The organism is Nocardia brasiliensis IFM 10847 (assembly GCF_000710915.1).
In the GTDB taxonomy this organism is placed as follows: Bacteria; Actinomycetota; Actinomycetes; order Mycobacteriales; family Mycobacteriaceae; genus Nocardia; species Nocardia brasiliensis_A.
The window spans coordinates 23,661-44,685 of sequence record NZ_BAUA01000120.1 but is presented as its reverse complement, the minus strand read 5'-3'; the positions used below and the strand labels follow the sequence as shown (position 1 = coordinate 44,685).

19 protein-coding genes and 2 pseudogenes are annotated in these 21,025 nt (G+C 69.2%); 7 read left to right on the top strand and 14 right to left on the bottom strand.

The annotated features are described in order from the left end of the window. The first annotated feature begins 159 nt into the window (after positions 1-159). Positions 160-1,212 carry a chitinase gene (locus tag NBRGI_RS26155; protein WP_235211105.1) on the top strand — a complete coding sequence of 351 codons (1,053 nt, stop codon included), beginning with the start codon at positions 160-162 and terminating at the stop codon, positions 1,210-1,212. Here NBRGI_RS26155 and NBRGI_RS26150 read toward each other — a convergent pair. Beyond that, on the bottom strand, positions 1,190-1,954 hold the full coding sequence (locus NBRGI_RS26150) for a PaaI family thioesterase (RefSeq protein WP_036560838.1): 765 nt from the start codon (positions 1,952-1,954) through the stop codon (positions 1,190-1,192). The two genes, NBRGI_RS26155 and NBRGI_RS26150, sit on opposite strands and share 23 nt — an antisense overlap. Before the next feature lie 150 nt (positions 1,955-2,104). Between NBRGI_RS26150 and NBRGI_RS26145 the strand changes: the two genes are divergently transcribed. Then, a complete protein-coding gene (locus tag NBRGI_RS26145; RefSeq protein ID WP_029899863.1) occupies positions 2,105-2,863 on the top strand; it encodes an NAD(P)H-dependent oxidoreductase in 759 nt (252 codons plus the stop codon). A gap of 98 nt (positions 2,864-2,961) precedes the next feature. On the opposite strand, the gene NBRGI_RS26140 is transcribed toward NBRGI_RS26145, so the two are convergent. From NBRGI_RS26140 to NBRGI_RS26080, 13 genes and pseudogenes are all read right to left on the bottom strand, one after another. Beyond that, positions 2,962-3,621 carry a DUF305 domain-containing protein gene (locus NBRGI_RS26140; protein WP_029899862.1) on the bottom strand — a complete coding sequence of 220 codons (660 nt, stop codon included), beginning with the start codon at positions 3,619-3,621 and terminating at the stop codon, positions 2,962-2,964. 2 nt (positions 3,622-3,623) lie between these two features. Then, positions 3,624-5,198 carry an LVIVD repeat-containing protein gene (locus tag NBRGI_RS26135; RefSeq protein WP_029899861.1) on the bottom strand — a complete coding sequence of 525 codons (1,575 nt, stop codon included), beginning with the start codon at positions 5,196-5,198 and terminating at the stop codon, positions 3,624-3,626. A 172-nt stretch (positions 5,199-5,370) separates the two neighbouring features. Further along, a complete protein-coding gene (locus tag NBRGI_RS26130; RefSeq protein ID WP_029899860.1) occupies positions 5,371-6,294 on the bottom strand; it encodes a hypothetical protein in 924 nt (307 codons plus the stop codon). Next, positions 6,291-7,355: a hemolysin family protein gene (locus NBRGI_RS26125; RefSeq protein WP_029899859.1), complete on the bottom strand. Its 1,065-nt coding sequence runs from the start codon at positions 7,353-7,355 to the stop codon at positions 6,291-6,293. The genes NBRGI_RS26130 and NBRGI_RS26125 overlap by 4 nt, the downstream gene beginning before the upstream one ends. After that, a complete protein-coding gene (locus NBRGI_RS26120) occupies positions 7,348-8,790 on the bottom strand; it encodes a hemolysin family protein (protein WP_036560858.1) in 1,443 nt (480 codons plus the stop codon). The genes NBRGI_RS26125 and NBRGI_RS26120 overlap by 8 nt, the downstream gene beginning before the upstream one ends. Before the next feature lie 294 nt (positions 8,791-9,084). Beyond that, positions 9,085-10,521, bottom strand: coding sequence for a GuaB1 family IMP dehydrogenase-related protein (locus NBRGI_RS26115; protein ID WP_029899857.1), 1,437 nt, complete (start codon positions 10,519-10,521; stop codon positions 9,085-9,087). Positions 10,522-10,644: 123 nt separating this feature from the next. After that, complete coding sequence (locus NBRGI_RS26110) at positions 10,645-11,490, bottom strand: DMT family transporter (RefSeq protein ID WP_029899856.1); 846 nt, start codon at positions 11,488-11,490, stop codon at positions 10,645-10,647. A gap of 443 nt (positions 11,491-11,933) precedes the next feature. Continuing rightward, positions 11,934-13,226 (bottom strand): annotated as a pseudogene (locus tag NBRGI_RS44250) (DEAD/DEAH box helicase); the annotation flags it as partial. A 220-nt stretch (positions 13,227-13,446) separates the two neighbouring features. Further along, a pseudogene (locus NBRGI_RS44245) lies at positions 13,447-14,383 on the bottom strand (M48 family metalloprotease). 40 nt (positions 14,384-14,423) lie between these two features. Continuing rightward, positions 14,424-14,813: a BlaI/MecI/CopY family transcriptional regulator gene (locus NBRGI_RS26095; protein ID WP_029899854.1), complete on the bottom strand. Its 390-nt coding sequence runs from the start codon at positions 14,811-14,813 to the stop codon at positions 14,424-14,426. Between the two features lie 71 nt (positions 14,814-14,884). Beyond that, positions 14,885-15,754 carry an ABC transporter ATP-binding protein gene (locus tag NBRGI_RS26090; protein WP_029899853.1) on the bottom strand — a complete coding sequence of 290 codons (870 nt, stop codon included), beginning with the start codon at positions 15,752-15,754 and terminating at the stop codon, positions 14,885-14,887. Next, the gene (locus NBRGI_RS26085; protein WP_029899852.1) at positions 15,751-16,836 is read right to left on the bottom strand and encodes a FecCD family ABC transporter permease; all 1,086 of its coding nucleotides are present in this window, start codon (positions 16,834-16,836) and stop codon (positions 15,751-15,753) included. The genes NBRGI_RS26090 and NBRGI_RS26085 overlap by 4 nt, the downstream gene beginning before the upstream one ends. After that, the gene (locus NBRGI_RS26080; RefSeq protein ID WP_029899851.1) at positions 16,833-17,879 is read right to left on the bottom strand and encodes a FecCD family ABC transporter permease; all 1,047 of its coding nucleotides are present in this window, start codon (positions 17,877-17,879) and stop codon (positions 16,833-16,835) included. The genes NBRGI_RS26085 and NBRGI_RS26080 overlap by 4 nt, the downstream gene beginning before the upstream one ends. Positions 17,880-17,988: 109 nt before the next feature. Here NBRGI_RS26080 and NBRGI_RS26075 point away from each other — a divergent pair, with 109 nt between their 5' ends. From NBRGI_RS26075 to NBRGI_RS26055, 5 genes are all read left to right on the top strand, one after another. Next, positions 17,989-18,699 (top strand): hypothetical protein, encoded by a 711-nt coding sequence (locus NBRGI_RS26075; protein ID WP_029899850.1) that lies wholly within the window; start codon positions 17,989-17,991, stop codon positions 18,697-18,699. A 310-nt stretch (positions 18,700-19,009) separates the two neighbouring features. Beyond that, entirely contained in the window at positions 19,010-19,819 is an 810-nt protein-coding gene (locus NBRGI_RS26070; protein WP_029899849.1) for a carbonic anhydrase, read from the top strand. Between the two features lie 43 nt (positions 19,820-19,862). Then, positions 19,863-20,309, top strand: coding sequence for a PaaI family thioesterase (locus NBRGI_RS26065; protein WP_029899848.1), 447 nt, complete (start codon positions 19,863-19,865; stop codon positions 20,307-20,309). 81 nt (positions 20,310-20,390) lie between these two features. Further along, positions 20,391-20,693, top strand: a complete 303-nt coding sequence (locus NBRGI_RS26060; RefSeq protein WP_014984739.1) for an urease subunit gamma — start codon at positions 20,391-20,393, stop codon at positions 20,691-20,693. Positions 20,694-20,706: 13 nt separating this feature from the next. Then, positions 20,707-21,021 carry an urease subunit beta gene (locus NBRGI_RS26055; RefSeq protein WP_029899847.1) on the top strand — a complete coding sequence of 105 codons (315 nt, stop codon included), beginning with the start codon at positions 20,707-20,709 and terminating at the stop codon, positions 21,019-21,021. Positions 21,022-21,025 lie beyond the last annotated feature (4 nt).

Below are 21,025 nucleotides of genomic sequence, written 5' to 3'. Positions count from 1 at the left end.
TTTCGGTGGAGTCGATCTCCCCATCGGTGGTGGCGGGGCTGTTCAGGTAGGGCGGGTTGCGTCCCCAGTTGTCGGTGGTCGAGTTCGATCTCGTGGGTGTGGTTCTACTTGGGTATGAAAAGGACAAAAGGTTCAGGTGGGGGGCGTCGGTCGGTTGTGGTGCGGAGTTTGCTGGCTGTGGTGGGGGTGGTGAGCGCGCTGGCGGTGGGGGTCGGCCCGGCGGCGCACGCGGCGCCGGCGGAGGACACGTGTGCGACCAAGCCGAAGCCGACCGGCAAAGTGCTGCAGGGATATTGGGAGAACTGGGACGGCGCGTCGAACGGCGTGCATCCGGGCATGGGGTGGATCCCGATCACCGATCCGCGCATCGCGGCGCACGGCCACAACGTGATCAACGCGGCGTTCCCGGTGATCGAATCGAACGGCACCGCCCGCTGGGAGGACGGTATGGATCGGACCGTGAAGGTCGCGACACCGGCCGAGATGTGCCAGGCCAAGGCCGCGGGGGCGACCATCTTGATGTCGATCGGCGGCGCGGCGGCGGGTATCGATCTGAGTTCGAGCGCGGTCGCCGACCGTTTCGTCGCGACCATCGTGCCGATCCTGAAGCGGTACAACTTCGACGGCATCGACATCGATCTGGAGACCGGACTCACCGGCTCGGGCAACATCAAGACCCTGTCCGCCTCGCAGTCCAACCTGATCCGGATCATCGACGGCGTACTGGCGCAGATGCCGGCGGGTTTCGGCTTGACCATGGCGCCCGAGACCGCCTACGTCACCGGCGGCAGCGTCACCTACGGCTCCATTTGGGGCGCCTACCTGCCGATCATCAAGAAGTACGCGGACAACGGCCGCCTGTGGTGGTTGAACATGCAGTACTACAACGGCAGCATGTACGGCTGCGCCGGTGATTCGTATCAGGCCGGGACGGTGCAGGGCTTCACCGCGCAAACCGATTGCTTGGCAAAGGGTTTGAACATCCAGGGCACCACGATCACCGTGCCTTACGACAAGCAGGTCCCCGGTCTGCCCGCGCAGCCCGGCGCCGGCGGCGGTTACATGTCACCGAGCCTGGTGTCCCAGGCGTGGAAGCACTACGGCACCGGTGCGGCGAACAGCTTGAAGGGCTTGATGACGTGGTCCATCAACTGGGACGGATCGCGCGGCTGGACCTTCGGCGACAACGTCAAGTCGCTGCAGGGTCGTTGAGCCGACGTCGATCATTGTGACCGGGTGCGGGTTTCGGATGGATCCACAGGGCTTCGGCGAGGGCGCACACCGCGCCGTCGCGAGTGGCCAGAGCCACACCCACCGTGGATTTGCGGCCCGCCTCGGCGATCGGCCAGGCGTAGGAGACGTAGTCTCGGCCCGCCCGGACCGGCGCGAGCTGGGTGGCGGTGAGCGCGGCGGTGACGGTGCCGTGGCGCAACGTGTGCAGCGCCATCGCCACCCACCCGCCGGGGCAGTCCAGTGCCGCCCAAACCAGTTCGGTGGGTAGGTCACCGGTGTCGGCGGCGAGGCTTTCGTCCGGTGTCCAGGCGGCGACGACGCGGTTCTGCGCGCGTTGCGGCCACGGGAACAGCCGCAAACCCCGCCCCGGCGCGCACAGCGAACCGCAGCCGTAGCAATCGGATTCGTGCCGCAGCGGAGCCGAGGACTCGGTGACGGCGAGCGCCTCGTCCCAGGACGGTGCGGGCGGCGCGGTGAGTGCCAGCGTGGCGGGCACGGCTTCGACGAGGGGCAGGCCTTCCAGATCGGTCAAGACCAATCCGTCGGAGTCGTTGCGCCGCAGGGTCACCGGCGTCTCGACCGGGACGCGGCGGCGGAAGTCGACCCGCACCGCGGACGCGCCCGACTGTGCCGCGAGCACACCGGCGACATATCCGCCGAACGCGACGCCGGGATATCCGTGTACGTGTTCGGGCACGACGATCGTGTCTGTTCGAATCATGCGATCTCCGCCCCTCCGTCGTGCTGCCGAGTAGACGATACCGGCGCCGCGTCGGTTCATTGTGCGTGCCTGTCGTGAACTGCGGCGCAGTGGTGCGCCGGAATTCCCCCGGATGCCCGCGTGTTGCCACGGAACGTGACGAAAGCAGGAATGAACGTACTTGTCGTGTACGCGCACCCGAAGCCGGACTCACTGACGGGTGCGTTGAAAGACGTAGCAGTCGACCAGTTACGGGCGGACGGGCACGAGGTCCGGATCAGCGATCTGTACGCGATGGGCTGGAAAGCGCACGCGGACACCGAGGATTTCGGCGCGGTGTCCGAAACGAATTTCATGCTCGCCTCGGGTGCGGCGTATCAGGAAGGCACATTGAGTGCCGATATCCAGGCCGAGCAGCAGAAACTGCTCTGGGCCGATGCCGTTCTGCTGCACTTTCCGCTGTGGTGGTTCAGCATGCCCGCGATCCTGAAAGGGTGGGTGGACCGGGTCTTCACGTGTGGCTTCGCCTATGGAGCCGGTGGCACGGCGTTGCCGCGGTACGGTGCGGGCGTGCTCGCGGGACGCCGCGCGATGCTCGTGGTATCGATCGGCGGCAAAGCACCGTCGTATTCCGATCGCGGTATCAACGGCCCCGTCGAGGACCTGCTGTTCCCGATCCAGCACGGCATTCTCTACTACCCGGGGATGGACGTGCTGCCGCCGTTCCTGGTGCACGGCGCCATCCGGCTCGACTCCGAGCGTTTCGACACCGTCGCCGCGGATCTGCGCGCCCGCATGACGGAGTTGCCGAAGATCGAACCGATCGGGTTCCGGCCGCAGGGCGGCGGGGACTACGACCGCAGGCTGCGGCTCGAGCCGGGGCGGGAGCCGCGCGGCGCCAGCGGATTCGAATTGCACATCGCGCACTGACTCGTACCGCGATCGGCCCTGTGTGGCGGCTGCACCTGCGCCGCGCACTGACCTGTGCCGCGGCCGGCGGCGCTGCGGCTCGTGTCCTGGTGCACCGATCAGGGCAGGGGAGCGGCTCCGCGCTCGGCGAGCAGCATCCCCATCAAGCCTGCCTCCTGCGCCTGCCCGTGGACCATCGAGCGCGCGGTTTCTTTCACCGGGCCCGCGGTGAGCAGCTGGTCGGCCGCCTGCGCCATGGCGATGCCGCCGCGATGATGGCGATACATCAACTGCAGGAACTGGATTTCGGCGTCGCGCCCGCGCGCCGCGGCGAGCGCGTCCAACTCGGTGGTGGTCGCCATTCCCGGCATCCCGGTGCCGGGCGGCGCTTTCGGTTCGGTCTGCGCGACCGGCAGCGAATGTTGGTGTGTAGCAGTCTCGTCCGTGTGCATCCAGGCCATCGGACGGGCCGACATGGGTGCGGCGTTCGCCAGCCGCAGCCAGCCCAGCATGGTGCCGATCTCGAGTCGCTGGGTGCTGTCGAGCTGTTGGGCCAGGCGCAGGACGGTCGGATCGACGCCGGGGTCGAGCCGCTGCACCATGATCAGCGCCTGCTGGTGGTGGGCGGTCATGTCCTGGGTGAAGCCGATCTCCACCGCGCTGAGAATCGGTGTCGCCGTGTGCTTCTCCGGCAGCACGAGGGGCCGCAACGCGGCGCCGAGCACGAGCAGGGCGAACGCGGCGGAGACGAACGCGGCACCCCGGATCCAGCGCGGCACGGCTAGGACCCGACGATCGACTCTTGGTCCGCCGGCGGCGAATACACGTCGTTGTCGAGCTGCAACACCATGAACCCGTTGTCGGAGCAGGTGACATACAGTTGCGAGCCACGCCATTCCGGTGGCGAGAGGCACCAGTCGGTGGACACGTCGCCGAAGGCCAGCCTGCCGGTGCGCGGGGTCAGCGCGTCCAGCGGATTGAACTGGCCCTCCAGTACGGCGCGCAGCGCCGGCGGGGTACTCATCAGCGGCACACCGATGATCGACGCCAGCGCGTGCGGCGAGTTCCACAGGCTGAGGTTCTGCCCGGTGCGGGCGGGCGGGTTGTAGTAGGCGATCTCGCGGATGTCGCGCGGATTCCGGATATCGAAAACCCTGATGCCCGAGGAGATCCAACCACACGCCAGCGCCGTGGGATCGTCACGGCGATCGGCGGTGCAGTAGTGCGATTCGTAGGCGAACGCCGAACCGCCCATGGAGGAACCGATATTGGCGTCGATATTCTGCGGCAGGTTGATTTCCAGCTTGATCTTCGCGGCGACCTTGGGCGCGGTGTCGTCGGCGATATCGATGAGTTTCACACCGCCGGAACCGCCTTCGTCGACCGTGTACAGATACGGCTTGCCGCCATAGGTCACGGGAATGCTGTGCTGGGTGGCCCAGCCGTCGGTCCAGAACACCCGGCCGATGTGGTGCACCTGCGGGTTCGGGTCGCGGCGCTGCACCGCGCTGATATCGAGCACGGTGAAGCCGCCGAGCGCGGACAGATACATCCGGTTGCCGTCGGCGCTGATCCCGAAGCCGTGCGCTTCGATACCGGTGAGCCCCTGCCAGACGACGCGCGGATTCGCCGGATCGGTGAGGTCGACCGCGCTGACGAAACCGGGGACGATGCCTGAGGCCCAATAGGTGTTGCCGTCCGGGGAGAAGCCACCCTCGTGCGTGGTGATCGGCAGCGGCATCAGCATGTTCGTGCCGGGGCCCGGGTTGAGCAGGCGCGGATGCGCGCAGTCGGAGATGTCGTAGACCGAGAGGTAGCCGACGCCGGTACCCACCGGGACGCCCGTGCCCACCAGCAGTTTTCGTGCGGTGTTGACCTTCAGGCTCTCCCAGGTGCCCGCGAGCATGGCGGGTTCGGTGAGGGTGGCGGTCGGGCGCGGGTGCGCCGGGTCGGACACGTCGAGCACCTGGACGCCGCGCCCCTCGCTGATCAGGTCGCCGGGGAAGAACGAGCCCATATAGGCGCAGTGCTCGAAGCTGGTCGAGGTGATGCCCGCACCGCGGCCGGCGAAGCCGCCGACGAACGACATGTTGCAGCGATAACCCTGCGTGCTGCGTCCGCTGTCCCGGTCGGCGGCGGTCACGTCGCCCTGCATGCCGTTCTCCGGCGCCGAACCCGGTCCGCAGTCGGCGCGCGGGACCGCGGTGCGGCCGACGTCGAGGAACTCTTGCACGGCCGTCTGGATATCGGACTGCAGATCGGCCGACGCACTGCTCGGCACCATCAGTGCGGCCGCGAGACCGACCATGACGAGCACCAGTGGTTTGGTGCCGCGCAGGCGTGTCAGTGAGCGCATCGTCGAACTCCCCAACCTTCAGCAAGTTGATACATGGTCGCCCAAACTGACTGGGACAGCCGACCGAACTGACTGAATGGTAGTAACTACCGTTAACTTATGGGAAGGGTTTCGCGGAAATTGGCAGTGCACGCGGCGTGCCGTCCCGTGACGTGGGATCTGGTACGGGCGTTCAGTTGCTGGTGAGCTGCGTTTCCTGGGTCAGCAGCTCATCGCAGACCCCGAGCAGAACGCCGCGTAACTCGGCTGAACGGTCAGCCAGCGCAGACTGGGCCCTGGCGTACTCCGCGCGCCCGGCCGGGGTCTCGATGCGCACCGGCGCGTAGCCGTACTCAGACAGATCGTAGGGACTGGCCCGCATATCGAGTTCGCGCGCGGCGCAGGCCAGCTCGAAGCAGTCCAGCATCAGCCGGGACGAGACCAGCGGGGCCAGCTTGAAACTCCACTTGTAGAGATCCATGTTCGCGTGCAGGCAGCCGGGCTGCTCGCGGCGCACTTGGTCGGCGCGGGTGAGCGGTTCGGCGTTGCGGCCCACCGCCGCCGGGGTGAAGAAGCGGAACGCGTCGAAATGGGTGCAGCGCAACGACATCGACTCGACGACGGCATCGGTGCCCGCGTGGCCCAGCCGCAGCGGCACCTGCTGGTGCCGGATATCGTCGGTGCGGTACACCATCGCCCACTCGTGCAGCCCGAAGCAGGACAGCTGCGCGGGGCGAGCCGCGGTGGCGCGCAACAACTTCGCGATGAATCCGAGGGTGTCGCGGCGGCGCGTGAGGTACGCCGGGTCGGCGGTGTGCGCCGCACCGACCCGGTGATAGCCGCGGGCGCCGTCGTATTCGCGGGCACCCGCCAGCGCGATGCCGAAGCCGGGATGCCAGCGTCGCAACTGCGCGGGTTTGTGCCCGTAGTAGGTGAACAGAAAATCGATCACCGGATGCGTCGAACCCGACGCGCGCCGTTCGAGATACGGGCCGACGAGCGCATCGAGGCGGTCGAGGTGCGCGGCCGCCGCAGCGCGCCACTCGTGCTCGGGGAGCACCGTCGTCGCACCCGTGCTCATCGCCGAACTGGCGAAAACGCCGTACCGAGAACTCATTCGATGATCCGGTGCGTTCCGTCGCGGACCGTGCCGACGAACTCCTCCACCAGATCCTCCAACGCCACGATGCCGGTGGTGTTGCCGCGGGTGTCCACGACGCGCCCCAGGTGACTGTTGGTGCGCCGTAACCGGGCCAGCGCCTCGTACAGCGGCGTGTGCATGCTGACGGTCGGCAACGGCCGGATATCGGTGCGGGGTATCGGCGTCTCCGGCCCCGCCGTCTCGTCGGCGACCTTGTCCAGCACGTCCTTGACGTGCAGGTAGCCGACCAGCGAACCGTCGCTCGCCTGCACCGGATAGCGGGAGAAACCGGTTTCGGCGACGGCGGATTCGATATCGCCCAGCGTGGTTCCGCTGCCCCGCAACGGCACCGTGCGGGTGGTCGCCAGCGACACCATCACATCGGTGACCACGCGGTCGCTGGTACCGAGCGCCTGGGTGAGCCGGCGGTGCTCCTCCTCGTCGAGCAGGCCCTCCGAGCGGGATTCGCCGATCATCTCGGCGAGTTCGACGGAAGAGACGGTCGCTTCCAGTTCGTCCTTGGGCTCGATCCGGACCATGCGCAGCGTGAGGTTCGCGGCCAGGTTGTAGACCGCGATGAGCGGACGCGCCAAACGCAACCACATCAGGTGCACCGGAACCAGCAGCAGCGCACTGCGTTCCGGGCCCGCCAGCGCGATGTTCTTCGGAATCATCTCGCCGAACAGGATGTGCAGGATCACCACGATGGCGAGCGCGATCGCGAAAGCCACCGGGTGCAGCAGCTGTTCGGGCAAGCCGAGGAACTCGAACGGGCCCTCCAGCAGATGCGCCACCGCGGGCTCGCCGACCCGGCCGAGCAGGATGGAGCAGATGGTGATGCCGAGCTGCGCCGCGGCGAGCATCATCGACAGGTTCTCGCCTGCCCGAATTACGGTGTCGGCATTACGTTTTCCTTGCGCGGCCAGCGCTTCGAGCCGGTCCCGGCGGGCCGAGATCAAGGCGAATTCGGCGGCGACGAAGAAGGCGTTACTGGCGAGCAGCACCACGGTGAGCAGCACGCCGAACAGGTCACCCATGACTGTGCTCCTGTTCGCGATCTGCCGTCGGGCCGGACTCGGCCGGGGCGGTCTCCTCGTGCTGGAAGCGCCGCAGCGCGAGCTCCTCCGGGGCGACCGGGATCAACCGGACCCGGTCGATGCGGCGGCCGTCCATGCGTTCCACCCGCGCGATCCAGCCACCGGAAGCCGGTGAATCCTCTGAAGACCATTGCTGGGAACGGGGATTGGGCAACAGCACCTCGTCGCCCGGCTCCGGGATGCGGCCGAGACGGGTGAGCACCAGGCCGCCGAGTGTTTCGTATTCGCCCTCGGGCGCGTCGTATCCGGTGGCTCTGGACACCTCGTCGATGCGCAGCAGACCCGAGCAGTCCCAGCCGTCGGAGACGCGGCGCACGTCGAGTTCTTCCTCGTCGTGCTCGTCGCGGACGTCGCCGAGGATCTCCTCGATGATGTCCTCCATGGTGACGATGCCCGCGGTGCCGCCGTATTCGTCGACCACCAGCGCGACCTGCATGCCGTCGGCGCGGATGCGTTCGAGCACCTCGTCGCCGTCCAGGCTCGCGGGCACGATCGGCACGGGATGGGCCAGCATCTGCAACGGGACGGTCCGCCGGACCCCCGCCGGATGGGTGAACGCCTGTTTGACGTGCACCACGCCGAGCGTGTTGTCCAGATCGCCGTCGATCACCGGGAACCGCGAGTAGCCCGTGCGGCCGGCGGCCTCGATGAGGTCGGCGATGGTATCGAGTTTGTCCAGCGATTCGATCTTCACCCGCGGGGTCATCAGTTCCTCGGCGCTGCGCTCACCGAATTGCAGCGAGCGGTCGATGACCTGCGCCGTGCGCGAGTCCAGCGCGCCGCGCAGTGCGGACGTGCGGACCAGCGAGCCGAGTTCCTGCGGCGAACGCGCGGAACGCAATTCCTCGGCGGGTTCGACGCCGAAGCGGCGCACCACCCAGTTGGCGGTGTTGTTGAGGAAGTGGATCAGCCATTTGAACACCACCGAGAACGCGACCATGGGCGCGGCGGTGACGCGTGCGGTGGCCAGCGGTTTGGAGATGGCGATGTTCTTGGGCACCAGTTCGCCGTAGATCATCGACAGCGACGTGGCCAGTACGAGCGCCAGCGCGAGCGAGAGACCGCGGGCGGCGCCGTCGCTGAGCCCGAGGCCGGTGAACAGCGGATCGAGCAGCCGGGCGAGCACTGGTTCGGCGATATAACCGGTGATCAGCGTGGTGATCGTGATGCCGAGCTGGGCGCCGGACAACTGGAACGAAAGCGTGCGATGCGCTTGGCGGACCATGCGAGCCCGGACGTCACCCTCGCGCGCGTGCGCTTCGACGGTGCTGCGTTCCAGGGCGGTGAGGGAGAATTCGGCGGCGACGAAGAGCGCGGTGCCTGCCGTGAGAGCGATGAATCCGAGCAAACTGAGCACGGTGAGCGCGACGGTCATCGTCGGCACCACCTGATGGCCGGAGACCCGCCGATCGGGAATGGAGCTCGGACTCGGAGGACGCGGGGGAGTAGGAGGACGCCGGGTTTGTCACCCGGCTCGGTAGAGGAGCCCTCCTGTGCTGCGCCCTTGGACGCGGGTGACAACTGGATCCTTTCGCGAAGCCGGTGATGTGCTGCCGGAGGCCGGCAACTCCCATGTTACCGGCCCACGTCGTGGAACGCGTGGGCCGGTGGGTGTCCCGGCACGGGCGTGTCGGACGCCGTGCCGGGCGGGTGTCTCAGGGAACGGTGCTCACCAACCGCTGGGCAGCGGCCGGCCCTCGGCGAATCCGGCGGCCGACTGCACACCGAGCACTGCCTTGTCGTGCAGTTCCGCGAGACTGCGCGCACCCGCGTAGGTGCACGCGCTGCGCACGCCGGAGCAAATGTGGTCGATGAGGTCCTCGACGCCCGGGCGTTCGGGGTCCAGCCGCATACGCGAGCTGGAGATGCCCTCCTCGAACAGGGCCTTGCGGGCGCGGTCGAAGCCGCTGTCGGAGGCGGTACGCGCGGCGACGGCGCGCTTGGAGGCCATGCCGAAGCTTTCCTTGTACGCGTTGCCGTCGCGGTCGACGCGCAGGTCGCCCGGGGACTCGTAAGTGCCGGCGAACCAGGAGCCGATCATCACGTTGGACGCGCCCGCGGCCAGCGCGAGGGCGACGTCGCGCGGGTGCCGCACGCCGCCGTCCGCCCAGATGTGCACGCCGAGTTCCTTTGCGGCGGCAGCGCATTCGGCCACCGCGGAGAACTGCGGGCGGCCGACGCCGGTCATCATGCGGGTGGTGCACATGGCGCCGGGGCCGACTCCGACCTTGATGATGTCGGCGCCTGCGGCGGCGAGGTCACGGGTGCCCTGCGCGGAGACCACATTGCCCGCAACCAGCGGCACGCCGAGGGCGAGATCGCGCACGGCGCTGAGGGATTCGAGCATCTTGGCCTGGTGGCCGTGCGCGGTGTCCATGACCAGCACGTCGGCGCCGGCGTCGACGAGGGCCTTGGCCTTGGCGACCACGTCGCCGTTGATGCCCACCGCGGCGGCGACGCGCAGCTGGTTGCGGTCGTCGACGGCGGGTTGGTAGATCCCGGCGCGCACCGAACCGGTGCGGGTCATCACGCCGGCCAGGGTGCCGTCCGCGGCAGTGAGCACCGCGAGCTGGGCGTGCCCGGCCTCGAGCAGCTCGAAGATTTCGCGCGGTGAGGTGCTGGCCGGAGCCTGGACGAAATCGGTGATCGCGACGTCGCGCAGCCGGGCGAAGCGGTCGACATCGGTGCACGAGGCCTCGGTGACGACGCCGACCGGGCGGCCCGCCTCGACCACGACGACGGCGCCGTGGGCGCGCTTGTGCATCAGGGCGACGGCCTCGGACACCGAGCGCTCCGGATCGAGGGTGACCGGGGTGTCGGCGGTGAGCGAGCGGCTCTTGACGAAGGCGATGGTGTCGGCGGCCGCGCTGATCGGCAGATCCTGCGGCAACACGACGATGCCGCCGCGACGGGCGACGGTCTCGGCCATGCGGCGTCCCGCGACCGCGGTCATATTGGCCACGACGATGGGAATGGTGGTGCCGGTGCCGTCGACGGTGGAGAGGTCGACATCGAACCTGGAGGCGACATCCGTCCGGTTGGGGACGAGAAAGATGTCGTCGTAGGTCAGGTCATACGGCGGCTGATGGCCAGGGAGAAACTGCACTTAACCGATGATAACCAAGTCCGGGCGGTGGTGCGCAATCCGCCGGCATTCGGCCGAGACGAACCTCACAACCCGCGCCTCGGGCGTGTCGCGGTGCGCCCGGACGGTGTGAGCTGTGCTGAGTCAGGCCGCGGCCTGCGAGCGCGACAGGCTGATCGTGGCGCCGCACATGACGAGCACGGCCAGCACGGTGACCAGCAACCCGAAACCGTTGGTGCGGAAGCGCTCGTCGAGCACGGTGACGCCGACGAAGGCCGCCGCGAGTGGCTCGGCGATGGTGACCGCGGGCAGCGATGCCGCGAGCGAACCGGCTTGGAATGCCTTCTGCTGCAGGTAGACCCCGGCTATCCCGGCGGCGATCAGCGCCCAGGTCTGCCAGCTGGTCAGCACCTCGAGCGGGCCGTGTTCGAACAGATCCGTGACGTAAGAGGTGAGCGCGGCGGCCAAGCCGTAGAGCGAACCACTCGCGGCGCCGAGCAGCAGTGCGCGCCGGCCGGTATCGGCGGATCGGAGGCCGACCGCGACCGCGATACCTGCCAGGGCCACCAGGACGACCAGCGGGATCAGCCAATCATGCAGCGGTGCAGTGGTATTCCCCTCGGACGGGTTACCGACGACCAGAAACACGACCAGTGCGGCCACCAGTGCGAGCGCGATCGCCCAGGTGCGGGCCGAGATTCGGCGTTCGTTCAGCCGCGCGGCCAGCGGTAGCGCGAACACCAAGGCGCTCACCAGGATCGGTTGTACGAGCAGGACCGCGCCCAGTGCGAGCGCGGCCACCTGCATCGCGTAGCCGCCGATATCGCCGACCACACCGGCCCACCACCGCGGATTGCTCAACAGCGCCCGGACGAGCGGCACATCGTCGGGCACCGCCGCGGCCGCCCGCTGCTGCGCCACCGCCGCCACGGCGAAGAACAGCGCGGCGAGCAGTGCGCAGGCGACGGCGCCCACCGGATGGCCGGTCACGACCGCTAGTTTGCCCCGCGGTTGCGGGTGCTCGGCGCACGTTCCGGGCGCACGGCGCGTCGCCGTGCCCTGCCGGGCGTGTCGCCGCCGCTGTTCGTGCCGGACCGGGCACCGGTACCCGCGAATCCGGCCGCGCCCGCGGCGTTTCGGTTCGCGCTCGCCGGCGCGGCGCCGCGACCTGCGCCGATCTTGGCCGAGGCCGCGCCACGGCCGGCGGACCCGCTGCGGCCGATGCCTGACCTTCCCGAGCCTTCGCCGCGCCCGGTGGCCCCCGCGCCGGAACGGGTGGCGCCGTCGTCGCGTCGCGCGAAGCCCTTGCCGGAGCCTTCGCCCCGGCCGCTGTTCGTCCGTGCGGTCGTCGCGTCGTCGCCGAGACCCTTGCCGGTACCGGCGCTGCGGCCGTCCGTGCCACGCCCTGAGGCGGCTCCTGAGCGACCGGCACGGGCCGGACGGCCCGTGGACCCGGCGGCGGCCGCGCCGCGGCCGGCGGACCCGGCACGGCGACGGCCGGTCCCGGTCTTCGAACCACCCTCGGCCGCAACCTGCTTCGGCGGTGTGGGCGCGGCGACCGGAACGCCGGAGGGCTGACGCGCGCCGGTGATCTCGATCAGGGTGCGGTCGCCGGGGCGCACCGCGACGCCCTTGATGTCGACGCCGGCTTTGCGGGTCATCGACTCGACGTCGCGCCGCTCCTCGTCCATCACCAGCGTGACGACCACGCCGTCCTCACCGGCCCGTGCGGTGCGGCCCGCGCGATGCAGGTAGGCCTTCGACTCCGCGGGCGGATCGACGTGCACCACAAGGGAAATGCCGTCGACGTGGATGCCGCGCGCGGCGACGTCGGTGGTGACCAGCACCGGTACCGAGCCGTCGGCGAAGGCCGCGAGCGTGCGGGTCCGGTTGTTCTGCGCCTTGCCGCCGTGCAGCGCACCGGCCGGGATGCCGACCCCGCGCAGCTGCTTGGCCAGCCGGTCCGCGCCGTGCTTGGTGCGGACGAACATGATGGTCAGGCCCTCGCGCGCGGCGATCTCGGACGCGACGGCGCGCTTGACGAGCTTGTCGCGCACGAAGAGCAGATGGTGGGTCATCGTCGCGACCGACGCGGCGGGCGGTGCGGTCGAATGCGTGACGGGGGAGCGCAGGTAGCGCTTGACGAGCTTGTCCACCTCGCCGTCCAGCGTCGCCGAGAACAGCAGGCGCTGACCGTCTTTCGGGGTCTGGTCGAGCAGCTTGGTGACCTGCGGCAGGAAGCCCATGTCGGCCATGTGATCGGCCTCGTCGAGCGCGGTGATCCGCACGTCGGCGAGCGAGGCGCAGCGTTGCGTCACCAGATCGGCGAGCCGGCCCGGGGTGGCGATCAGCAGATCGACGCCGCGGGCGAGGCGGTCGGCCTGCCGCTTGATCGGCGCGCCGCCGACCACCGAGGCGACCCGCAGGCCGAGAGCGAGAGCCGGTGCGTCCAGCGAACGTTCGATCTGCGCGGCCAGCTCACGGGTGGGCACCAGCACCAGACCGCGGGGGCGGCCCGGCTGGGATGCGGCGCCGGCGAGGCGGGCCAGCATGGGCAGTCCGAAGGCGAGGGTCTTGCCGGATCCGGTCGGGCCGCGGCCGAGCACATCCTTGCCCGCCAGGGCGTCCGGCACCGTTGCGGCCTGAATGGGGAACGGTGCCTCGATGCCGTCGCGCCGCAGTGCCTGTACGAGCACGGCGGGCAGGCCCAGGTCCGTAAATGACACGGTGGGCGCCGCGGCGACGGTGGTCGAGGGGGTCACGAGTGGTGTGTGCCTTTCGTAAGACGGCGTGTTCGCAGAGCAGAACACGCTGTGCAGAGTGGGTCGGGGCGGTGCACGCTACGGTGCAGCGCGCGCTGCGGACAGAGGGTTTCGGGGTGCAGCGCGAAGGGGCGATGCGGCCGACCGTTCGGTAGGCCAAGTGTCCAGGATACGTCCTATGAGTTCAGCCGCGGAACAGCCGACTCAATTCGACCAGCCAAGGTACCGCGACGGCCAGGGTCGGCACGACCAGAATGGCCGCGGAACCGAGGTAGGCGGCGCTGGCCACACGCACGTCCCCGATCCGGCCGGTGAGCCGCTGGATGCGGATGAGCGTGGTGGGTCCGCCCGCGGCGAGCGCGCCTGCGGGGCGGTCGACTTGGAACAGGCGACCAGGGCGCGGGCCAGCGGTTTGGGCCGGTCACCTTCACCGCGGAATCGTCGGCGAGTAGTTCGATCAGCAGTTTCACCGAACCGAGCGCGGCCTTGCTGCGCACCACCCGGGGAAATGCCTCGTGCACCGCGGTGAACGCCTCGAGCACCAGGTCGTGCCGGGCGCGCAGGTGCGAACGCTCGTGGCTGACGATCGCGGTGATCTCGGCGTCGTCCAGGTTGGTCAGCGTGCCCTCGCTGATCACCACGCGCTGGCGCAGGCCGGGCAGGCAGTAGGCGATCGGCTCGGTGGCGGCGAGCACGCGGATATCGGCGGCGCGCCGGTGCGGGCCGCTCTGGTCGAGCAGGTCGACGAGCATCCGGTGCCGGGCGCGGCGCCGACGGGTGTGCACGCCGACCCGGACGATCGCGTAGATGAGCCGCGCGCCGACCAGCAGTGTGAGCATGAACACGAAAACGTAGGCGAGCCACAGCGGCAGACCCAGCGCGTCGATCTCTCGGGTGGGGGAGGTGGTGGGCCGCCCGTCCGAACCCGGCACGAGCAGTTCGGCCGCGATGGCCAAGCCGGAGCCGAACGCGCTGAGCACGGCGGCCAGCGCGATCGCCTGCCAGAGCACGACTGCTGCGCGGGGCGTCCGGTATGTCCAGGTCGCCCGGCTGAGCAGGGCCGGGGCAGGCCCCGCGAGAAGCAATGCGAGACCGGCGAATACCGGCGCGGTTGCGTTCATCGACTCAGCTCACTGCGTTGGGGGCAAGGTCGCGAGGAGTCTACTGCGGTGGCGGTGTGTCCTCGGATGCTTCGAGCTTAGCGAGTGCCTCCCGCAGTGCGGCAGCCTCGTCCTTGCCGACCTGTTCGACGAAGTGCACCAGGGCCGCGGCGCGGCTGCCCGCGGCGTCGGCCTGCTGCAGCGCGTCGACCATCAAACTGGCCACGAGCTCGTCGCGGGTGTGCACCGGCGCGTACCGGTGCGCGCGGTCGTCGCGCTGCTGGACCACGAGGTTCTTCTTCGCGAGTCGCTGCAGCACTGTCATCACCGTGGTGTACGCGAGCTCGCGGCGTGCGGCCAGTGCCTCGTGCACCTGCCGGACGGTCTGCGGTTCGTCGGTTGACCACAATTGGTCCATGACCGCTTTCTCGAGTTCACCAAGTCCTGCCATCCCACAATTTTAGGGACTCAACGACGCCGATGCGTACTACACGGTGTCGTAACTATGGAATAGCTGGTGTGTCATTTGTCATATGCGGCGGATTTGGACATAGCAGGCCCACCTGCTTTACCCACCACATGCCGGGTGCCGATCGGCACGATCATGGGCCGGCCGGACACCGGATCCGGCAGCACCGAGGCATCCAGATCGAAGACCTCGCGCAGCAACTGCACGTCGATGATGTCGGCGGGACGGCCCTGCGCGAGGATCCGGCCGTCGCGCATGACGATCAGCTCGTCGCTGTAGCGGATCGCCAGATTCAGATCGTGCAGCACCATCACCACCGTGCGGCCCAGCTCGGCGTGCAGCCGGTCGACCAGGTCGAGCACGTCCACCGCGTGCGCGAGGTCGAGGTAGGTGGTCGGCTCGTCGAGCAGCAGGATGTCGGTGCCCTGCGCGAGCGCCATCGAGATCCAGGCGCGCTGGCGCTGGCCGCCGGACAACTCGTCGAGCGCGCGATCGGCGAGATCGGCGATGCCGGTCTGCTCGAGCGCGGTCATCACCTCGGCCTCGTCGTCCACCGACCACTGCCGGAACCAGGACTGGTGCGGGTGCCGGCCGCGCGCGACGAGATCGGCGACGGTGAGGCCCTCGGGTGCGACCGGCGACTGCGGCAGCATGCCGATCACCCGGGCCACGTCCTTGGTCTTCATCGTCGAAATAGCCTTGCCGTCCAACAGCACTCGGCCCTGCTGCGGGCGCAGCAGCCGGCCGAGCGAACGCAGCAGGGTCGACTTGCCGCATCCGTTCGGGCCGATCACGGTGGTGATCACGCCGGGGGCGATGTCGAGGGTGAGTCCGTCGACGATCACCCGGTCGCCGTAGCCGAGGCTGACGTCGACGGCGGCGAGCCGAGCCGGCTGCCTGCCGTCCGCGGCATCTGTGGTCATGACAGCGTCGCCTTCCGATTCATTCGCACGAGCAGATAGAGCAAGAACGGGCCGCCGAGCCCGGCGGTGACGATGCCCACCGGCAGGTCGGCGGGGAACACCGAGCGGGACGCGATATCCGCGCCGACCACCAGGATGGCACCGACGAGCGCCGACCCGATCAGCGGTTCGCCGGGGGTGCGCAGCAGTCGGCGGGCGATCTGCGGGGCGGCCAGCGCGACGAAGGCCACCGGCCCGACGGCCGCGGTCGCCACCGAGGAGCTGACCACCGCCGCGCCGATCAGGATCGCCTGCTGGGTCTGGATGCGCACGCCGAGCGATCGGGTCGTGTCGGTGCCGAGCCGCAGCGCCGCCAGCGTGCGGGCCGAGCCGAGCGCAACCAGTACCACCACCGCGAGCGCCAATGCCGCTGGGACCACACGGGATCGATCGGCGTTGTTGAGAGATCCGTTGAGCCACAACTGGACCAGCTGCGCGTCCTGCAGCGTGGCCCGGGTGATCAACCAGCTGATGCCCGCCAGCAGCACGGCATTGAGGCCGACGCCGACCAGGACCAGCCGCAGTCCGGTGACGCCCTGATCACCGGTCGCGCTGCGTCCCCAGGCCAGTAGATAGATGGCCGCGGCGGTGAGCAGGCCACCGGCCAGCGCGGCCAGTGGTGCGCCGATGGTCGCGGCCAGGCCGGTGCCGCCCGCGCCGACGATCACCGTCACCGCGCCGAGGCTGGCGCCCGTGGTGATGCCGAGCATGTCCGGCGCGGCCAGCGGGTTGTGCAGGATCGACTGCGTGATCGCGCCCGAAAGGCCAAGGGCCGCACCGACGACCAGGGCGGTCAGCGCCCGGGGCAGGCGCGAGTCCAGGACGATGAAGCGCTGCGATCGGGTGCCGCCGCCGGACAACACGTCGAGCACCCGGCCGAGCGGGATATGCGAGTCGCCGGTGGCGATGTCGAGGCAGAACAGCACCAGCATCGCCGCGGCCAGCGCGACGACGATCAGCACCATGGCCGGGCGCAGCACCAGCGAGACCGGTCCGACCCGCAGGGCCGGTCTCGCGCTCCGGGTTTTCAACGAGACGGTCACAGGCTCACCAGCTTTCGACGGCGCACGAACGCGATGAAGCAGGGCGCGCCGATCACGGCGAGCATGACGCCGACCTGGAGTTCACCGGGGCGGGCGACCACCCGCCCGACGATATCGGCGACCATCAGCAGGATCGCGCCGATCAACCCGGAATAGGGGATCATCCAACGGAAGTCGGGTCCGGTCACGACGCGGGCGATATGCGGCACGATCAAACCGAGAAAAGCGATCGGCCCGACCGCCGCGGTGGCCGCGCCGGACAGCAGCACCACCGCGGCCAGCCCGAGGGCGCGGCTGCGGCCGATGTTCACGCCCAGTCCGCGTGCCACCTCGTCGCCGAGACTCAACAGGTTCAATCCGGGCGAGGCGAGCACGGCGAGCAGGACGCCGAACGCCAGGAACGGCAGCACCTGCCACAGCACCGTGGCGTCGCGGCCCGCGATGGTGCCGACCACCCAGAAGCGGTAGGTGTCCAGCGCCGTGGCGTCCAGCAGGACCACGGCCTGGGTCATGGCTTGCAGGAAGGCGGTGACGGCCGCGCCGGCCAGTACCAGGCTGAGCGGGCTGGCCTTGCCGCCGCCGACGGCCGAGGCGCCGAACACGACGACCCCGGCCAGCAACGCCCCGACGAACGCGAACCAGATGTACTGGTTGGGCGTGGTGAGGCCGAAGAGGTAGATGCTGAGCGCGGCGAAAAACCCAGCGCCCGCGTTCAATCCGAGCAGGCCGGCGTCGGCGAGCGGGTTGCGGGTGTAGCCCTGGATCAGCGCGCCCGCCATGCCGAGCGCCACGCCCGTGACGAGGGCCAGTGCCGTGCGAGGCAGCCGGAGCCCTCGTACGATTTCCTCGGCGGTGGATCCGGCGGAGCAGTTGAACGGCCCGCCCGCGCAGGTGACGGCGTGCTGCACGGCGTCGTAGACGGTGCCGGGCGAGAGCGACCTGGTCCCGATCGCGACGCTCGCGATCACGGTGAGCAGGAGCAGGGCGGTCAGGACGAGGAGTCCGGTCAGTCGCCGCCGCCGTGCGGTCCCAAGCGTGGTCACGGTGACGAACTACTCCTGATTCGGTCTGGCACAGTACTGGTTGGTCTGGTAAGCCTAACCTATCTTGCTGTACCCACCGCGACGGCCAACCCCTCAGGAGGTTCGCGCAATGCCCGAGCTCATGACCACCTGCCCGCCACGCCATACGACCATGGCGTTCGATCATGCCGGTGCCAGGTTGCGCGCGTTGCAACCTGAACATCCGCGCGTGTACGCGGTGGCGGCGATGGCGGAGCAGGGCAAGCGGCGCTGGTGGCGATTGGCCGACGGGGTGCGTGAGGGGCGCATCGAGCTGATGTATCGGCGGCACGCGGCCGAGATGATCCGCGCCGACGTGGCGGCGGAGGTGGTGGCCACCGCGCTCATCCACGCGGTGGTCGGCCGGGTGACCGCGCTGCTGGTCTCGGAAGGGCGAGCCTGGGATCCGGGACTGGAGAACCTGTGGATCCACACCGACAACGACGGCGGCATCGATTGGGCGGGCCTGGGCGACACCACGATTCGCGTGGTCGACGGCGATGCGCTGGCGCGTGAGCCGGGTGTGGTGGCGCTGCCGTGCGAGGGGGCGATGTACGTCTGGCTCGCGCATCGGTGCGAACCCTCGCTGACGCTCATCCAGTCGAGCATGGCTCGGTACTCGGGTCTGAACCCGCGGCGCTTCTGGCAGCTCGTCGGCGAATCCATCGCGGGCGCTTCGACTTACGTGCCGGATCTGGCGCGGACCGACGCGGTGGTCGGCACCCGGCGTGGTCAAGGCCTGTTGGCGGCGCTGGAGCGCCGGGGATTGCCGGTGCGTCGCACGACGGGCTTGCTTACTTAGGTAAGCCTGACCTATACTCATAACCGGCGTAAGGATTGAGCGAGAGTCCCGAGGGCTGCGGTGACCCCCGATCCAGTGCCGCTGAGGGCCTCACCTCCGGGTGGGGCCCTCAGCTCTGTCTGCTGTGACCTATGTCGCTCGGTTCGCCTCTGGCGTGGCGCGAATTTCCGGGTCTAGTGTCGGACGCCGTCACGGACGTGAATCCTCCTGAACCCCTGGGGGATTCGTCCGATTTCGAGTCGCCGACCGTCCGTTTGCGCTGTCCCGCAAACCTTCTCGGCTACTCATCGCGTGCCGAGGAGTGTGCCGGGTGCTCGTCCGAGAATTCTCGCGTCGTCGTTGTCTCGCAGGCCTCACCGCCGCGGCGGCGCTGCTGCTCGTATCCGCGTGCGGTGGCCACGATCCGCAATTACGCGGTCACGTGGCGGCACCGAGCGGCCCGCACTGGGATTACGACGCCGAAGGCCCCGACCACTGGGCCGACCTCGACCACGCTTACCTGACCTGTCAGAACGGCCACGAACAGTCGCCGATCGACCTGCCGAGCCACACCCGGCTCGAACCGGACGACCACATCGACATCGACTACACGACGGTGCCCGCGCTCGAACTGGTGAACAACGGGCACACCGTGCAGGCGAATCTGCCCGCAGGCAACGGGAATCGGCTCGTCATCGGGGGCGCGGAGTTCGAACTGGCCCAGTTCCACTTCCACCTGCCGAGCGAACACACCGTCGACGGCGCGGGCACCGCGATGGAGTTGCACCTCGTGCACAAGAACGGTGCGGGCGCCCTGGCGGTGCTGGGCGTGCTGCTGCAGGCCGCCGCCGGACCCTCGCCCCTCGACCCGATCCTCGCGGCCGCACCGGCGGCGACGGGTGCTCCGGTCGCGGCCGCCGGTCTCGATCTGCCAGCCCTGCTGCCCGCCGATCTGGACCAGTTCCGGTATCGCGGCTCGCTCACCACGCCGCCCTGTAGTGAAGGCGTCTCCTGGACCGTGCTCGAGCATCCGGTCGCGGTGGGGTCCGCCGGTGTCGATCACTATCGGACGTTGTTCGCGCACAGCAACCGTCCGACGCAGCCGCTGCACGGCCGGGCGGTCACGCTGGCGGGCAGTTGAGCCAGCGGAGATCCTCGGCTAACGCTGTGCAAAAGTGGACGGCATGACAGAGCAGCAGACCACCATGGGTGAGTTCATGGCGGACATCACCCCCGAGTTGATGACGAAGGCGAGCGAGGGAACCTTCACCGACCTGATCGGCCTGCGCTACACCGAGACCACCCCTGATCGGGTGCGTGGCGAGTGGTCTGTCGCGCCGCGGCTGCACCAGCCCGCCGGCATCCAGAACGGCGGCGTGTACTGCACCGTCATCGAAACGCTGGCCAGCGTCGGTGGCGGCATCTGGTACGGCGGGCGCGGCACTGTCGTCGGCATCAACAACAACACCGATTTCCTGCGGGCGGTGCGCGAGGGCGTGCTCTATGGCGAAGCGACGCCGATCCATCGCGGCCGGCTGCAACAGCTGTGGGTCGTGGTGATCACCGACGACCAGCAGCGCGTGGTGGCCCGGGGTCAGGTGCGGTTGCAGAACCTGCCCGCCGAGCGTTGAGCGGGCGCTCGCGCCGCGCCGCCGGAACGGGCGTGCCAGAATAACCGTCACCCTGACAACCCGACCCGGTGAGGAGCCCGGATGCGCCTGTCCCCGCACGAGCAGGAACGGCTGCTGCTGAGCTATGCGGCCGAACTGGCCCGGCGCAGGCAGGCGCGCGGACTCAAGCTCAACCATCCCGAGGCCGTCGCGCTGATCACCGATCACGTGCTCGAGGGCGCGCGCGACGGTCGCTCGGTCGCCGAACTGATGTCGTCCGGGCGCACGGTGCTCGCGCGCGCGGATGTGATGGACGGCGTGCCGGAGATGATCCACGACGTCCAGGTCGAGGCCACCTTTCCGGACGGCACCAAGCTCGTCACCGTCCACCACCCGATCGCCTAGAAGGACGCGCAGCATGATTCCCGGTGAATACCTCTGCGCGGCGGGGACTATCGCGTTGAACGCGGGTGCGACCCGAATCGAACTCGACGTGGTCAATACCGGCGACCGGCCGGTGCAGGTCGGCAGCCATGTGCATTTCCCGCAGGCGAACGCCGCGCTGCGCTTCGACCGGGTGGCGGCGCACGGCCACCGGCTCGATATTCCTGCGGGTACCGCGGTGCGCTTCGAACCCGGTCTCGGGCAGCGTGTTTCACTGGTGCCGCTGGGTGGCACCCGCGAGGTGCACGGCATCAGCGCGAACCCGCCGGGCCGGTTGGACGTCCAGTGAGCAA

Excerpts from the sequence above, each read along its gene's own strand:
- NBRGI_RS26135 (WP_029899861.1), bottom strand. The coding sequence starts at position 5,198 with ATGCGCTCACTGACACGCCTGCGCGGCACCAAACCACTGGTGCTCGTC.
- NBRGI_RS26090 (WP_029899853.1), bottom strand. The coding sequence starts at position 15,754 with ATGACCACAGATGCCGCGGACGGCAGGCAGCCGGCTCGGCTCGCCGCC.
- NBRGI_RS26120 (WP_036560858.1), bottom strand. The coding sequence starts at position 8,790 with ATGACCGTCGCGCTCACCGTGCTCAGTTTGCTCGGATTCATCGCTCTC.
- NBRGI_RS26075 (WP_029899850.1), top strand. The coding sequence starts at position 17,989 with ATGCCCGAGCTCATGACCACCTGCCCGCCACGCCATACGACCATGGCG.
- NBRGI_RS26145 (WP_029899863.1), top strand. The coding sequence starts at position 2,105 with ATGAACGTACTTGTCGTGTACGCGCACCCGAAGCCGGACTCACTGACG.
- NBRGI_RS26065 (WP_029899848.1), top strand. The coding sequence starts at position 19,863 with ATGACAGAGCAGCAGACCACCATGGGTGAGTTCATGGCGGACATCACC.
- NBRGI_RS26130 (WP_029899860.1), bottom strand. The coding sequence starts at position 6,294 with ATGAGTTCTCGGTACGGCGTTTTCGCCAGTTCGGCGATGAGCACGGGT.
- NBRGI_RS26060 (WP_014984739.1), top strand. The coding sequence starts at position 20,391 with ATGCGCCTGTCCCCGCACGAGCAGGAACGGCTGCTGCTGAGCTATGCG.
- NBRGI_RS26150 (WP_036560838.1), bottom strand. The coding sequence starts at position 1,954 with ATGATTCGAACAGACACGATCGTCGTGCCCGAACACGTACACGGATAT.
- NBRGI_RS26125 (WP_029899859.1), bottom strand. The coding sequence starts at position 7,355 with ATGGGTGACCTGTTCGGCGTGCTGCTCACCGTGGTGCTGCTCGCCAGT.
- NBRGI_RS26055 (WP_029899847.1), top strand. The coding sequence starts at position 20,707 with ATGATTCCCGGTGAATACCTCTGCGCGGCGGGGACTATCGCGTTGAAC.
- NBRGI_RS26095 (WP_029899854.1), bottom strand. The coding sequence starts at position 14,813 with ATGGCAGGACTTGGTGAACTCGAGAAAGCGGTCATGGACCAATTGTGG.